Origin of the sequence: Rubrivirga sp. (genome assembly GCF_965213695.1) — a bacterium.
Taxonomy (GTDB): domain Bacteria; phylum Bacteroidota; class Rhodothermia; order Rhodothermales; family Rubricoccaceae; genus Rubrivirga.
The window spans coordinates 2,585,529-2,597,500 of record NZ_OZ243912.1 but is presented as its reverse complement, the minus strand read 5'-3'; the positions used below and the strand labels follow the sequence as shown (position 1 = coordinate 2,597,500).

Genomic DNA, 11,972 nt, shown 5'->3' with positions numbered 1-11,972 from the left:
GCTACCCGGCCTCGACGGAGCCGGCGGCGACGCTCTCCAGGGCGTCCCAGAAGCCGGGGAACGAGACGGCGGCGGCCTCGGCGCCGTGGATCGTCGTCGGCCCGTCGGCGACCAAGGCCGCGACGGCGGCGGACATGGCGATTCGGTGGTCGTCGCGGGCGTCGACCTCGGCCCCTTTCAGCCCACGCCCGCCCTCGATGACGAGCCCGTCTGGGCGCTCTTGGACGTCGGCGCCCATCGCGCGGAGGACGTCGGCGATGGCCTCGATCCGGTCGGTCTCTTTCACCCGCAGCTCTTCGGCGTCGCGGATGACGGTCCGCCCCTGGGCGCACGCCGCGGCGACGGCGAGCACGGGGATCTCGTCGATCAGGTTGGGGACGATGGCCCCGCCGATCTCGACGCCCACCAGTCCGCCGGGTGCCTCGACCCGGAGGTCTCCGAGCGGCTCGCCGCCGCGCTCGCGCTCGTTCGACACCCGGACGTCGGCGCCCATCGCGCGGAGCACGTCGAGCACGCCGCTCCGGGTCGGGTTGAGGCCGACGCCCGAGAGCTGGATCGTGGCCGCCTCCGCGATGCTGCCGGCCACCAGGAAGAACGCCGCCGCCGACACGTCGCGCGGGACCACCCACTGCCGTGCGCGGACCGTCGTCCCGCCGTCGACGGAGACGTGCCGCTCGCCGCCGCGCACGAGCACGTCGAGCCCGAGCATCCGCTCGGTGTGGTCCCGGGTCGCGACGGGCTCGACGACGGTCGTGGTCCCGCTCGCGCTGAGCCCGGCCAGCAGCACGGCGCTCTTGACCTGGGCCGAGGCGACGGGCAGCCGGTACGTGATGGAGCTCAGCGGCGCGCCCTCGACGACGAGCGGCGCGTGGCCGTCGGTCATCCCGATCCGGGCGCCCATCTGGCCGAGCGGACGCGCGATCCGGCCCATCGGCCGGCCCGAGAGCGAGGCGTCGCCGACGAGCGTGGTCGTGAACGGGCGCCCAGCGAGGAGCCCGGCGAGCAGCCGCATCGTGGTGCCCGAGTTGCCGCAGTCGAGCGGGCCATCGGGCGCGCTCAGCCCGTCGAGGCCGCGGCCCCGGACGAACAGGCTCGGCGTTCCGTCCGCCCCGAGCACGTCCGGCCGCTCCTCGAACGCGACGCCGAGCGCGCGGAGGCAGGCCACGGTCGACTGGGGGTCGGCGGCGTCGGAGAACCCGACGATCTCGCTCTCGCCGTCGGCGATGGCCGCGAACAGGGCGGCCCGGTGGGCGACCGACTTGTCGGCGGGGAGCGCCGGCCGGCCGGCGAGCGCGGCGGCGGGGTGGACGGTGACGGTCATTCGTCGGGGTAGACGACGGGCCAGTCCTCGGGCGCGAGCGGCTCGTCGCAGTCGTCGTGGGCGCGGATCTGCTCGACGGCGGCCCCGCCCCCGGCCAAGAGCCGGTAGTGGGTGTCGGTGCCGCAGCCGCCGTGGCCGGCGCTCGTGGTGAGCACGTCGAACCGGCTCGGCGCCGTCGCCGGGTCGTGGGACACGACGCCGAAGAAGCTGGCGGTCGTGTCGGCCGAGAGCGTCCCGTCCTCCAACACGCCGAGCGCGCGGATCAGTCGCGGTGGCCGGCCGGCGCGGGCGTCGACGAGCGCGAACGTGGACTGACGGTCGAACCGCTGGCACGTGATCTCGGCGAGCGACTCGGTGGGGGAGAGGTGCAAGAGCCGGACCACGCCGCGGCCCTCGGCCGTCGGGTCGTCCTCGCCGCAGGCCGTCCGCCAGTCGACGGCGTCCAAGAGCTGGGCCGAGAGGACGACGCGGTCGGGGTCGTTGGTGGCCGCCTCGACGGCCTCCATCCAGGCTTCCGCGTTGAAGCCGGGCTCCGAGATGGGCTCGGCGTCGGGCGTGTCGGCGACGCCGGGCTCGGCGGTCGCGGCCGGGTCGGGGGCGGCGCAGGCGCCGAGGACGAGGGCGAGCAGCAGGACGCGCATGGGTCAGTTGGGGAGGGCGACGAGCGGGGCCACCTCGGCGAGCAGCGCCTGCTTCTCGCGGTGGGGGAGGAAGGCGTGGCGGAACCCGTTGAGCACGATCTGGCGGAGCGCCTCGGCCGGGATCCCGCAGCGCGTGTGGGCCAACCACAGCTCGTCCGTCGTCGTGGTGTGGCTAAAGAGCGTGTTGTCCGTGTTGATGGTGACGGGCACGCCGGCCCGGCAGTACTCGGCGACGGGGTGGGCCTCGTAGCTGGCCACGACGTGGGTCTGGACGTTCGACGTGGGGCAGACCTCGAGCGGGATCTGGCGGTCGACGACGTAGCGGAGCAGCTCGGGGTCCTGACCCAGCGTTACGCCGTGGCCGATCCGGTGGGCCCCGCACTTGAACAGGGCCTGGCGGATCGAGGCCGGCCCGAAGCTCTCGCCCGCGTGGACGGTGATGTTGAGCAACTCCTTCCGGGCGAGGTAGAACGCCGAGCCGTGCAAGTCGGCCGGGTTGCCGCGCTCGCCGCCGGCCAGGTCGAACCCGACGACGCCGCGCCCGCGGTAGCTCGCGGCCAGCTCGGCCTGGGCCAGCGACGCGCTCTCGAACCGGTCCCGCAGCCCGCACACGATCACGCCGGACGTGATCCCGTGGTCACGCTCGGCGTCCGCGAGCCCCGCCAGCACGGCGTCGTTGACCTGCCACATCGTCAACCCCTCCTCGGTGTGGAGGATGGGCCCGTAGCGGACCTCGAGGTAGCGGACGTTGTCGTTCGCCATGTCCTCGGCCAGCTCATACGCGATCCGGTGGAGCGCGTCGCGCGTCTGCATGACGGGGATCGAGTAGCCGAACCACCGGAGGTACTCCTCGAGCGTCGGCGAGCTGTCGATCTTGCGGAGCTCGTCGGCCAAGCCGGCCTCGTCGCTGGCGGGCAAGAGGTCGGGTTTGCCCTGGGCCTCGGCCAGTTCGAGCAGCGTTCCCAGGCGGAGCGACCCGTCGAGGTGGCAGTGGAGCTCGGCCTTGGGCCAAGCGTGGACGGTGTCGCGGTCGAGGGTCGGCATCGGTGAGGGAGTCGTCCGAGAAGCTACGGGCGGCGGCGGGAGACAGCGACAGCCCCGGTCTCTCCGGGCCGGGCTAACGCGACCTCCGCTGACCTCCCGGTTTTGTCATCCTGAGCCTGCGAAGGATCTCAGCACGATCCCCGAGCCCCGCCTACCGTCCCCTACGACTCCGCCACCGCGTCGAGATCCTTCACGTCCGTTGGCTGCGCCGTCGCTTCGCGGTCAGGATGACAAGGGGAAGCTGCGGAGCGGTGGGCTCGGGAGGATGCGCCCACCTGTCCCTCTGCGGTCTCGGCGAAGACCACGCCGGCCGGGCACTCCGTTTGGGCCGGCACGTATGTTCCGCCCACCCCTCCCACGCACTCCCATGGGCAGCCTCGGACCGTTCGAGATCCTCGCCATCCTCCTCGTCGTGCTCTTGCTGTTCGGCGCCAAGCGGATCCCCGAGATCGCGCGCGGGCTCGGCAAGGGCATCCGCGAGTTCAAGGACGCGACCAACGAGATCAAGCAGGAGCTGACCGTCGAGCCCCCGCGACGGCCCCAGATCCCAGCGTCGCCGCCGGCCTCGACGCAGCCGTCGCAGCCGGTGGCGGGGGTCGTCGAGCCGCCGTCGCCGGCGCCGGAGCCCCCGCACGACACGCAGGCCTGATCGGGTACGGGGTACTCGGTACGGGGTACCCACCGCTTTTCCTCTGTCCTGTACCACGTACCTGGTACTGCGTACCCGCACGTCTCCCGCATGAGCATCCTCATCGACTCCGACACCCGCCTCGTCGTCCAGGGCATCACCGGCAAAGAAGGCTCGTTCCACGCCGAGCAGATGATCGAATACGGCACGACCGTCGTCGCGGGCGTGACGCCCGGCAAGGGCGGCACGACCCACCTCGACCGGCCCGTCTACAACACGGTCCGCGAGGCGGTCGAGCAGGAGGGGGCGAACGTGTCGGTCATCTTCGTCCCGCCCCCGTTCGCGGCCGACGCGATCCTGGAGGCCGCCGACGCCGGCGTCGAGACGGTCGTCTGCATCACGGAGGGGATCCCGGTCCAGGACATGGTCCCGGTCAAGCCGTACGTGGACAAGAAGGGGGTCCGGTTGGTCGGCCCGAACTGCCCGGGGCTCCTGACGCCCGGCGCCAGCGTCAAGGTCGGCATCATGCCGACGATGATCTTTTCCCCCGGGAACGTGGGCGTCGTCTCGCGGAGCGGGACGCTGACCTACGAGGCCGTCGACCAGCTCACGCGCGCCGGGCTCGGCCAGACGACGGCCATCGGGATCGGCGGCGACCCGATCATCGGGACCCAGTTCATCGACGCGATCCGGCTGTTCAACGACGACCCCGAGACGGAGGCCATCGTGATGATCGGCGAGATCGGAGGGTCGGCCGAGGAGGAGGCCGCCGAGTTCGTCCGCCAGAACGTCAAGAAGCCCGTCTTCGGCTTCATCGCGGGCCGCACGGCGCCTCCGGGCCGCCGGATGGGCCACGCCGGCGCCATCGTCTCGGGCGGCAAGGGCACGGCCGAGGCCAAGCTCGACGCCATGCGCCAAGCGGGCATCACGACCGTCGAGAGCCCGGCCGCCATCGGCGAGACCGTCGCGGACCACTTCGCGAGCGTCGCCTAGCGGCGACGGGCAGGGGTGACGGGGCATGGGGCAAGAGGCAGAGAGCCTTTCCGCCCCACGCCCCTTGCCTCGTGCCCCCTGCCCTCATGAGAGTCAAGCACGCCGCGTTCGTCCTCTCCGCCCCGTCGTGGGGCGCGCTGCCGGCGCCGACGGCGCCCGAGGTCGCGTTCGCGGGGCGCTCGAACGTGGGCAAGAGCTCGCTGCTCAACGCGCTGCTCGGTCGCAAGCAGCTCGCCAAGACGTCGGGCACGCCGGGCAAGACGCAGGCGCTCAACTACTACGCGGTCAACCCGAACCCGCAGGGCCACCCCGACGTGTTCCTGGTGGACCTGCCGGGCTACGGGTTCGCCAAGGTGTCGAAGTCCCAGCGGGCCCGGTGGCAACAGTTGGTCGGCCGCTACGTGACGGAGCGGGCCGAGCAAGGGACGCTGCGCGCCGTCGTCCAGCTCATCGACGCCCGCCACCCGCCGACGGCGCTGGACGAGGAGCTGCTGGCGATCATGCTGGAGAGCCCGGCCCCCCACCTGATCGCGCTGACGAAGGCGGACAAGCTCTCGTCGAACCAGCGCCAGCAGGCCGTCGCCGGCCTGCGCAAGCACTTCGAGCCCTACGGCCTCGAGCTCCCGACCGTCCTCACCTCGGCCGAGAAAAAGCAGGGGTTGGGCGAGCTGTGGACCTGGATCGACACGGTAGTGTAGCTCGCTGGCGCTCGGGGGGCTCGCTGGTACTCGCGGAAAGGGGAACGGGCAGAATGGTTCTCGTGGCCCCGACCATCTCGGCTCACCGCTCACGCCTCACAGCCGGACCCAGGCCGTGCGCTGGCCGCTGGCGGGGTTCTCGAGCCGGAGCGTGTCGCCGTCGAGCTCGATGCGGAAGCGGCCGTCGCCGGCCTCGTCGCTCAGCGTGAGGACCGAGTCGCCGACGACTTGGTAGCGCGCCTCGTAGACCTGCGGCGCCACGCCGGCCCGCTCGACGATCCGGGCCGTCCCGTCGGCGAAGAACTGGTAGCGCATGTCGAGCGAGTCGGGCCCGGCCGCGCGCCAGGTGCCGACATAGGGCGCGCGGGCGTCGCCCTGGCAGGCCGACAGCCACACCGCCGCGAGGGCCAGAAGGAGCGAACGGGTCACCACGCGGAGCACGGGAGGGTGTCGCGGGTAAGGTAGCCGTCTCCCCGCTGCCCCCGTGCCCCAAGACCTCCTCGCGCTCCCGCCCGTCACGCTGTTCTTCCTGGTGTTGAACGTCGTCATCGGCGCGTACACGCTGCTCGTGAACCCGTCGCTGATCGACCGGTGGGCGTTCAAGCCGTACCGCGTGGTCCGCGAGAAGGAGTGGGCCCGGTGGGTGACGGCCGGGTTCGTCCACGTCGGGTTCATGCACCTGCTGTTCAACATGATCACGCTGTACTACTTCGGCCCGTACGTCGAGGCGGCGGTGGGCTCGGGGCGGTTCCTGGTGATCTACCTCGGCTCGGAGCTGATCGCGAACGCGCTGACGTACTGGAAGTATCGCGACCGGCCGGACTACTCGGCGGTCGGCGCGTCCGGAGCCATCTCGGGCGTGCTGTTCTCGTTCTGCCTGTTCGAGCCGTTCGCGATGCTCGGCATCATGTTCGTCATCCCGATGCCGGCCATCCTGTTCGCCGTGCTCTACGTGGTCCTGTCGATCTACGCCTCGAAACGGGAGGTCGGGCGCGTGGCGCACGAGGCGCACCTGGGCGGCGCGCTCGGCGGGCTCGCGCTGACGCTGCTGCTGTACCCGGCCGCCCTCGGCATCTTCCTCGGCCAGATCGGGCTGGGGTGACGGACCGGGCGGACACCGTGCACGGTGTCCCTACCCTGGCGTGCCGAGACCGAGCCGGGCCAGCAGCTCGTCCCAGTCGGAGAAACAGAAGACGCCGTCGGGCGCCCGCTCCGGGTCGCCGTGGAGCCAGGCGACGGGCCACCCCGCGCCGGTCCCGCCGAGCACGTCCGAGTGGTACGAGTCGCCGACGTAGAGGAGGTCGCTCGCGCCGACGGGCTCGCCCAACACGTCGCCCGCGAGCCGGCGGACGTGGTCGAACAGCGCCGGGTCCGGCTTCATCACGCCGACCTCCTCGGAGATGACGACGAACGCGGCGCGGTCCGCGATCTCGGGCAGTTTGTCCAGCTTGCCCCGCTGCTGCGCCGAGAACCCGTTCGTCAGCACGCCCACGGGGAACACGTCGGCGACGGCGTGGAAGGCGGCGCGGGCACCGTCGGCCCAGCGCCAGTGGGCGGCGTAGCGGGCGAGGTAGTCGCGGCTGAACGCCTCCGGCGCGAGCGTGTCGCACGCGAGCTCGGCCAGGAGCCGCTCGCTGCGCAGCCGCTTGAGGTCGGCCGACGTGATCCGCCCGGCGCCGAAGTCGCGCCACAGCGGGACGTTGCAGGCGTGGTACGTCGCCTGGAGGTGGGCGAGGTCGTGGTGGCCGAGGTGCTCGGCGTGGAGGCCGTGGACGTCGGCCAGCGCCGCGCGCTCGGCCGCCTTGTGGTCGAGCAAGGTGTCGTCGAGGTCGAAGACGACCAGGCGGGGGAGGGACATGGGGAGTGGAAGGGGCCAGGGCAACGGCGACTTTGCCTACGAGGTCCCCTCTCCCCGTGGGAGAGGGACAGGGTGAGGGGGGCACAAAAAAACGCCCCCGCAGCCGGAGCGGCGGGGGCGTCAGGTCGGGCGAGAGCGGAGGGCTACGCCTCGGCCGCGTCGACGTGGACCGTCTTGCGGCCACCACGCGCCGTCTGGAAACGGACGCGGCCGGTCGCGGTCGCGAACAGCGTGTCGTCGTTGCCGCGGCCGACGTTGACGCCGGGGTGGAACTTGGTCCCGCGCTGGCGGACGATGATCGTGCCGGCGTTGATGGTCGCCCCACCGGGGGACTTCACGCCGAGCATGTTGGGGTTCGAGTCGCGGCCGTTCTTCGACGAGCCGACGCCTTTTTTGTGTGCCATGTCTCTGGGGGTTCGGGGTTCAGGGGTCGCCGGGCGCGACCTCGGTGTCGCGCGCCGGACGAGGCGGGGCGTCGGCTAGTTGACCGACAGGGTGCCGATCTTGATCTGCGTGTACGGCTGGCGGTGGCCGTTCTTGACGCGGTAGCCCTTGCGGCGCTTCTTCTTGAACACGATGACCTTGTCGCCCTTGACGTGGCCGAGGACCTCGGCCGTGACCGAGGCGCCGCCGACCGTCGGGGCCCCGACGGAGACGCCGCTGTCGCCGGACGTGAGGAGGACGCGGTCGAACGTGACCGAGTCGCCGACCTCGGCCTGGAGGCGGGGGACGTAGAGGCGGTCGCCCTCGGCGGCCTTGAACTGCTTGCCGCCGATCTCGACGATTGCGTACATGGGGGTGCGGGCTTGGCCCTCCGCCTGCGGTCCCGGCCGGGTGCCGGGCAGGCCCGCGGAGGGGCGCGGGACAGAGCCAACGAAAGTAGGGATCGGGGGATCGGGGGATCGGGTGATTTGGCGAAGATTGACGGTTTCTCGCGGCTTTCGAGGGGCAGGCTCAGGGAATGGGAACTGGCGGAGGCCACGGGGTGGCGCGAGCGGCTGGCGCCGGACATCTTCCCGCATCCCGCATCCCGCATCCCGCATCCCGCGCCCCGCATGCCTCTCGCCTTGTTCGGCGGTTCGTTCAACCCCCCGCACGTCGGCCACCTCGCGGTCGCCGAGGCGTGCGCGGAGGCGGCCGGGCTCGACCGCGTCCTCTGGATGCCGGCCGCGACGCCGCCCCACAAGCGGGCCGACCCCGCGCTCGCGTCAGCCCCGACGCGGCTCCGCATGGTCGAGGCCGCCATCGCCGGCAACGAGCGGTTCCAAGCGTCCGACCTCGAAATCGTCCGGGGCGACGTGAGCTACACCGTCGACACGCTGCGGGCGCTGGCGGCCCAGGGGCACCGCGACTTGGCGCTGATCGTCGGCGGCGACAGCCTGGCGGGCTTCCCGCGCTGGCGTGAGCCCGAGGCCATCGTCGAGCTGGCGCGGCCGGTGGTGTACCGTCGGCCCGGCGACGGCGTCGACCTCGGGGCGTTGCCCCGGTGGCTGGCGTCGGCCGTCGTTTCCGTGGGCGGGCCGTTATTGCAACTGTCGAGCACCGACATCCGCCGCCGCATCGCCGACGGGCAGACGGTCCGCTACCTCGTGCCCGACGCGGTCCGCGAGATCGCCGACGCGGAGGGGCTGTATCGGCGAGTCCGTCGTCGGTAGATCAGTGCGTCAGTGGGGCAGTCGTCAAGGGGGGAGGGCTCGGATTGTACAGGCCGGGTCGGGACATCCCACTGACGCACTGACCCACTGAACACTCGCCCCCGGCGGTCGTTGGAGCGGACCCCTCGACCCCGCGCTTCCGTGCCTCTTTCCCTCGAAGACAAAGCTGCTGGCCTCCTCGTCGTCCGCTTGGGCAACAACCTGCCGCCGGCCGTCACCGCGACCGAGCAGGAGGCCGAGGTGGCGGCGCTCCTCGACCGGCTCCCCATCGGCGGCCTCATCCTGTTCAACGGGCGCTGGCCCGACACGCGCGACACGCTGGCGCGGCTCCAGCAGAAATCCGAGCGCGGGCTGCTCGTGACCACCGACATGGAGCGCGGGTTCGGCCAGCAGGTGGTCGGGGGGACCGTCTACCCCCACGCCGCCGCGTTCGGGGAGGCGGCCGATGCCGAGGCCGTCCGGGCGTTCGCGCGGCAGGCGAGCCGGGAGGCGCTGGCGTGCGGCGTCCACGTGACGTACTCGCCCGTCGCCGACGTCGACCGGAACCCGGACAACCCGATCATCGGCGCGCGCGCGTTCGCCGCCGACCCCGGCCGCGCGGCCGACCTGGTGGCCGCGTTCGTCGAGGGCGTCCACGACGCCGGCCAGCTCGCGACGGCCAAGCACTTCCCCGGCCACGGCGGGACGTCGGGCGACTCGCACGCCGAGATGCCCGTGCTCGACGACGACCGGGCGACGCTCGACGCGACCGACTTGGTCCCGTTCCGCGCCGCCATCGACGCGGGCGTCGACCTGGTGATGACGGCCCACGTGGTCTACCCCGCGCTCGACCCGGACCAGCCGGCGACCCGGTCACGGGCGATCCTGCGCGGGCTGCTCCGCGACGAGCTCGGCTTCCAGGGCGTCGTCGTGACGGACAGCTTGCAGATGGCCGGCGCCAAGGTCGAGGGCCGGACCGAGGCCGACCTCGCGGCCGACCTGCTGGAGGCCGGCGTCGACCTGTTCGTCGACGCCGTCGACCCCGAGGCGCTGGTGGCCGGGCTGGCGGCGGCCGTCCGCCAAGGGCGGCTCGACGAGGGGCTCATCGACGCGGCGCTGGCCCGGGTCGAGGCCCTGCGCCAGCGGCTCCGCGACCGGTTCGGCGCCGACGTGTTCCGCGCGCCGCCCCTCCCGGCCGAGACCGTCGCCGCGGCCGAGCACCAGGCGCTCGCCGAGCGCGTGGCCCGCGACGCCATCGAGGTGGCCCGCGGCCCGCTCCCCGACCTGGGCGACGGGACCGGGACGCTCGTCGTGCTCGTCAAGCCCGCGCCGCGCCCCAACGAGCCCGAGACGATGCCGATGGGGGAGGCCGTCGCCCAGTTCTTGCCCGGCGCCGTCTACCGCGAGCTCGAGCCGACGCACGAGGACCAGGACGAGCCGTTCGACGAGATCCGCCTGCTCGCCAAGGACGCCGAGCGGGTCGTGATCGCGACGATTGCCCGGCCGGCCGCGTGGAGCACGTTCGGGCTCGACGCTCGGGAGCGCCGGTTCGCCATCCGGATGATGGAGGCGCACCCGACCACGCTCGTCGTCCTGGGCGACGCGCGCGGCCTGCGCGGCTACGACGCCTGCGACTCGGCCCTCGTCACGTATTCGGACGTGGCCGTGTCCCAGGTCGCCGCCGTCGAGCGGCTGGCGCGGGGAGGGACGGGGGACGCGGGATGAGGGATGCGGAGGGTGCCTGCTGAGGTCGCCGACGCCTCCCTTCTGCCCGTTCCCCTTTCCTCGTTTCCATTTCCCGCGAGCGGAGCGAGCCTCCCCATGAACCTTCCCACGGAACGGCTCGTTCTGGCGTTCGGGTGCGGGATCGCGGCCGTCGCCTACCTGTACTGGACCGTCGAGGCGGTCCAACTGGGCCTCGGGTGGAGCTCCATCGCGTCCGTCCGGGCCGGCGTCGTCCTCGTCGGCACCGTCTTGCTGGCCCTCGTCCTGCGGGCCGCCGCCCGCGCCAACCCACCCCCAGACCCATGACCGCCGGAACCAACTACCGCTGGGTGACCGCCCTCGTCGCCGCCCTCGCCGTCGGCGTGGTGGCCGGCATCGTCGTGCCCCGCTTCCTCGACTCCACCGCCGGGTGGATCGTCACGGTCGTGCTGGCCGTGGTGGCTGGCGTCGCCGTGGCCCTGGCCACGCGCGAGCGGGTCGACGACGGGGCCCACGTCCGCGACGACGCCCTCGACCGCTGAGCCCGCCCGGACGTCTCGTAGCTTTCGGAAGCCCTTCCATTTCCCCTTGATCCCGTGACCGACCCGACCCCCGACGCCCCCGTCTCCGCCTACGAGAAGCCGCCCGCCGACGGGCAGGAGGTGGACCCCCGCTGCGTCCCCCAGACCTTGGGCGGCCCGCCGCCGGTCGGCGACGAGATCGTCCCGCCGGTGTACGACCAAGAGAGCCAGGAGAACTGGCGGTTCCTGTTCCAGCGCCAGATGGCCATGCTCCCCGGCCGGGCCGGCGAGGCCTACCTCGATGGCGTCGAGACGCTGGGGATGGGCCCGCGCGAGATCCCGCACCTCAAGGACCTCTCGGCCCGCATGGAGGCCGCCGCGGGCTGGCGGATCGCCCGGATCCCGGGGCTGCTCCACGAGCGCGACTTTTTCGGCCTGCTCTCCGACCGCGTCTTCCCCTCGACCGACTACATCCGCCGCAAGGACGAGCTCGACTACACGCCGGCGCCGGACTGCTTCCACGACATGTTCGGTCACATGCCGATGCTGACCGAGCCGGCCTTCGCCGACTTCTACCACCTGTTCGGCCAGTCGGCCCTGAACGCCGAGGGCGCCGACCGCCAGAGCCTGGAGCGGCTCCACTGGTTCACGGTCGAGTTCGGGCTGATCGAGCAGGACGAGGGCGAGCGGATCTTCGGGGCCGGCATCCTGTCGTCGAAGGACGAGGTCCAGCACGCGCTCTCGGACAAGGTCGAGAAGGTCCCGTTCTCGGTTGAGGCTGTGATCGCGCAGGACTATGACGTGTGGCACTTGCAGCCCAAGCTGTTCGTGCTCGAGTCGTTCGACCAGCTCGAGACCGAGTTCCGCGGCTGGGCTGCCTCGCGCGGGCTGCTCCCGGCCGGCGCCTGAACTCGGTGGCCTCCCGTGTCC

The 11,972-nt window shown here is 72.4% G+C and carries 16 protein-coding genes; 9 read left to right on the top strand and 7 right to left on the bottom strand.

The annotated features are described in order from the left end of the window. Window position 1: 1 nt before the first annotated feature. Genes aroA through add form a run of 3 tightly spaced genes read right to left on the bottom strand, consistent with a single transcriptional unit; the run spans window position 2 to window position 3,006 of the window. Window positions 2–1,321 (bottom strand): 3-phosphoshikimate 1-carboxyvinyltransferase, encoded by a 1,320-nt coding sequence (gene aroA, locus ACOOHE_RS11505; RefSeq protein ID WP_420454225.1) that lies wholly within the window; start codon window positions 1,319–1,321, stop codon window positions 2–4. Beyond that, entirely contained in the window at window positions 1,318–1,962 is a 645-nt protein-coding gene (locus tag ACOOHE_RS11500; RefSeq protein ID WP_420454224.1) for a hypothetical protein, read from the bottom strand. The genes aroA and ACOOHE_RS11500 overlap by 4 nt, the downstream gene beginning before the upstream one ends. Window positions 1,963–1,965: 3 nt before the next feature. Continuing rightward, entirely contained in the window at window positions 1,966–3,006 is a 1,041-nt protein-coding gene (gene add, locus ACOOHE_RS11495) for an adenosine deaminase (protein ID WP_420454223.1), read from the bottom strand. A gap of 367 nt (window positions 3,007–3,373) precedes the next feature. Here add and tatA point away from each other — a divergent pair, with 367 nt between their 5' ends. The 3 genes from tatA (at window position 3,374) to yihA (ending at window position 5,325) form a co-directional block, all read left to right on the top strand. After that, on the top strand, window positions 3,374–3,655 hold the full coding sequence (gene tatA / locus ACOOHE_RS11490; RefSeq protein ID WP_420454222.1) for a twin-arginine translocase TatA/TatE family subunit: 282 nt from the start codon (window positions 3,374–3,376) through the stop codon (window positions 3,653–3,655). 90 nt (window positions 3,656–3,745) lie between these two features. Next, the gene (gene sucD / locus ACOOHE_RS11485) at window positions 3,746–4,627 is read left to right on the top strand and encodes a succinate--CoA ligase subunit alpha (protein ID WP_420454221.1); all 882 of its coding nucleotides are present in this window, start codon (window positions 3,746–3,748) and stop codon (window positions 4,625–4,627) included. Window positions 4,628–4,713: 86 nt separating this feature from the next. After that, window positions 4,714–5,325, top strand: coding sequence for a ribosome biogenesis GTP-binding protein YihA/YsxC (yihA, locus tag ACOOHE_RS11480; RefSeq protein ID WP_420454220.1), 612 nt, complete (start codon window positions 4,714–4,716; stop codon window positions 5,323–5,325). Window positions 5,326–5,421: 96 nt separating this feature from the next. On the opposite strand, the gene ACOOHE_RS11475 is transcribed toward yihA, so the two are convergent. Next, complete coding sequence (locus tag ACOOHE_RS11475) at window positions 5,422–5,754, bottom strand: hypothetical protein (RefSeq protein WP_420454219.1); 333 nt, start codon at window positions 5,752–5,754, stop codon at window positions 5,422–5,424. 55 nt (window positions 5,755–5,809) lie between these two features. Here ACOOHE_RS11475 and ACOOHE_RS11470 point away from each other — a divergent pair, with 55 nt between their 5' ends. Further along, window positions 5,810–6,427 carry a rhomboid family intramembrane serine protease gene (locus tag ACOOHE_RS11470; RefSeq protein WP_420454218.1) on the top strand — a complete coding sequence of 206 codons (618 nt, stop codon included), beginning with the start codon at window positions 5,810–5,812 and terminating at the stop codon, window positions 6,425–6,427. Window positions 6,428–6,457: 30 nt separating this feature from the next. Here ACOOHE_RS11470 and ACOOHE_RS11465 read toward each other — a convergent pair whose 3' ends face one another. The 3 genes from ACOOHE_RS11465 to rplU all read right to left on the bottom strand — a co-directional run bounded on the left by ACOOHE_RS11465 (window position 6,458) and on the right by rplU (window position 7,977). After that, window positions 6,458–7,183 (bottom strand): HAD family hydrolase, encoded by a 726-nt coding sequence (locus ACOOHE_RS11465; RefSeq protein ID WP_420454217.1) that lies wholly within the window; start codon window positions 7,181–7,183, stop codon window positions 6,458–6,460. 143 nt (window positions 7,184–7,326) lie between these two features. Then, window positions 7,327–7,587, bottom strand: a complete 261-nt coding sequence (rpmA, locus tag ACOOHE_RS11460; RefSeq protein ID WP_420454216.1) for a 50S ribosomal protein L27 — start codon at window positions 7,585–7,587, stop codon at window positions 7,327–7,329. Between the two features lie 75 nt (window positions 7,588–7,662). Next, complete coding sequence (gene rplU / locus ACOOHE_RS11455) at window positions 7,663–7,977, bottom strand: 50S ribosomal protein L21 (RefSeq protein WP_420454215.1); 315 nt, start codon at window positions 7,975–7,977, stop codon at window positions 7,663–7,665. 261 nt (window positions 7,978–8,238) lie between these two features. On the opposite strand from rplU, the gene nadD reads away from it, so the two are divergent. The 5 genes from nadD (at window position 8,239) to ACOOHE_RS11430 (ending at window position 11,951) form a co-directional block, all read left to right on the top strand. After that, the gene (nadD, locus tag ACOOHE_RS11450) at window positions 8,239–8,838 is read left to right on the top strand and encodes a nicotinate-nucleotide adenylyltransferase (RefSeq protein WP_420454214.1); all 600 of its coding nucleotides are present in this window, start codon (window positions 8,239–8,241) and stop codon (window positions 8,836–8,838) included. A gap of 141 nt (window positions 8,839–8,979) precedes the next feature. Next, complete coding sequence (locus ACOOHE_RS11445; RefSeq protein WP_420454213.1) at window positions 8,980–10,542, top strand: glycoside hydrolase family 3 N-terminal domain-containing protein; 1,563 nt, start codon at window positions 8,980–8,982, stop codon at window positions 10,540–10,542. Window positions 10,543–10,638: 96 nt separating this feature from the next. Further along, window positions 10,639–10,848, top strand: coding sequence for a hypothetical protein (locus ACOOHE_RS11440; protein ID WP_420454212.1), 210 nt, complete (start codon window positions 10,639–10,641; stop codon window positions 10,846–10,848). Continuing rightward, window positions 10,845–11,063, top strand: a complete 219-nt coding sequence (locus ACOOHE_RS11435) for a hypothetical protein (protein ID WP_420454211.1) — start codon at window positions 10,845–10,847, stop codon at window positions 11,061–11,063. Before ACOOHE_RS11440 ends, ACOOHE_RS11435 begins: the two co-directional genes overlap by 4 nt. Before the next feature lie 54 nt (window positions 11,064–11,117). Further along, window positions 11,118–11,951, top strand: coding sequence for a phenylalanine 4-monooxygenase (locus ACOOHE_RS11430; RefSeq protein ID WP_420454210.1), 834 nt, complete (start codon window positions 11,118–11,120; stop codon window positions 11,949–11,951). Window positions 11,952–11,972 lie beyond the last annotated feature (21 nt).

Bases quoted from the DNA above. Each gene is read 5' to 3' on its own strand.
- aroA (WP_420454225.1), bottom strand. From the start codon at position 1,321: ATGACCGTCACCGTCCACCCCGCCGCCGCGCTCGCCGGCCGGCCGGCG.
- ACOOHE_RS11500 (WP_420454224.1), bottom strand. From the start codon at position 1,962: ATGCGCGTCCTGCTGCTCGCCCTCGTCCTCGGCGCCTGCGCCGCCCCC.
- add (WP_420454223.1), bottom strand. From the start codon at position 3,006: ATGCCGACCCTCGACCGCGACACCGTCCACGCTTGGCCCAAGGCCGAG.
- tatA (WP_420454222.1), top strand. From the start codon at position 3,374: ATGGGCAGCCTCGGACCGTTCGAGATCCTCGCCATCCTCCTCGTCGTG.
- sucD (WP_420454221.1), top strand. From the start codon at position 3,746: ATGAGCATCCTCATCGACTCCGACACCCGCCTCGTCGTCCAGGGCATC.
- yihA (WP_420454220.1), top strand. From the start codon at position 4,714: ATGAGAGTCAAGCACGCCGCGTTCGTCCTCTCCGCCCCGTCGTGGGGC.
- ACOOHE_RS11465 (WP_420454217.1), bottom strand. From the start codon at position 7,183: ATGTCCCTCCCCCGCCTGGTCGTCTTCGACCTCGACGACACCTTGCTC.
- rpmA (WP_420454216.1), bottom strand. From the start codon at position 7,587: ATGGCACACAAAAAAGGCGTCGGCTCGTCGAAGAACGGCCGCGACTCG.
- rplU (WP_420454215.1), bottom strand. From the start codon at position 7,977: ATGTACGCAATCGTCGAGATCGGCGGCAAGCAGTTCAAGGCCGCCGAG.
- nadD (WP_420454214.1), top strand. From the start codon at position 8,239: ATGCCTCTCGCCTTGTTCGGCGGTTCGTTCAACCCCCCGCACGTCGGC.
- ACOOHE_RS11440 (WP_420454212.1), top strand. From the start codon at position 10,639: ATGAACCTTCCCACGGAACGGCTCGTTCTGGCGTTCGGGTGCGGGATC.
- ACOOHE_RS11435 (WP_420454211.1), top strand. From the start codon at position 10,845: ATGACCGCCGGAACCAACTACCGCTGGGTGACCGCCCTCGTCGCCGCC.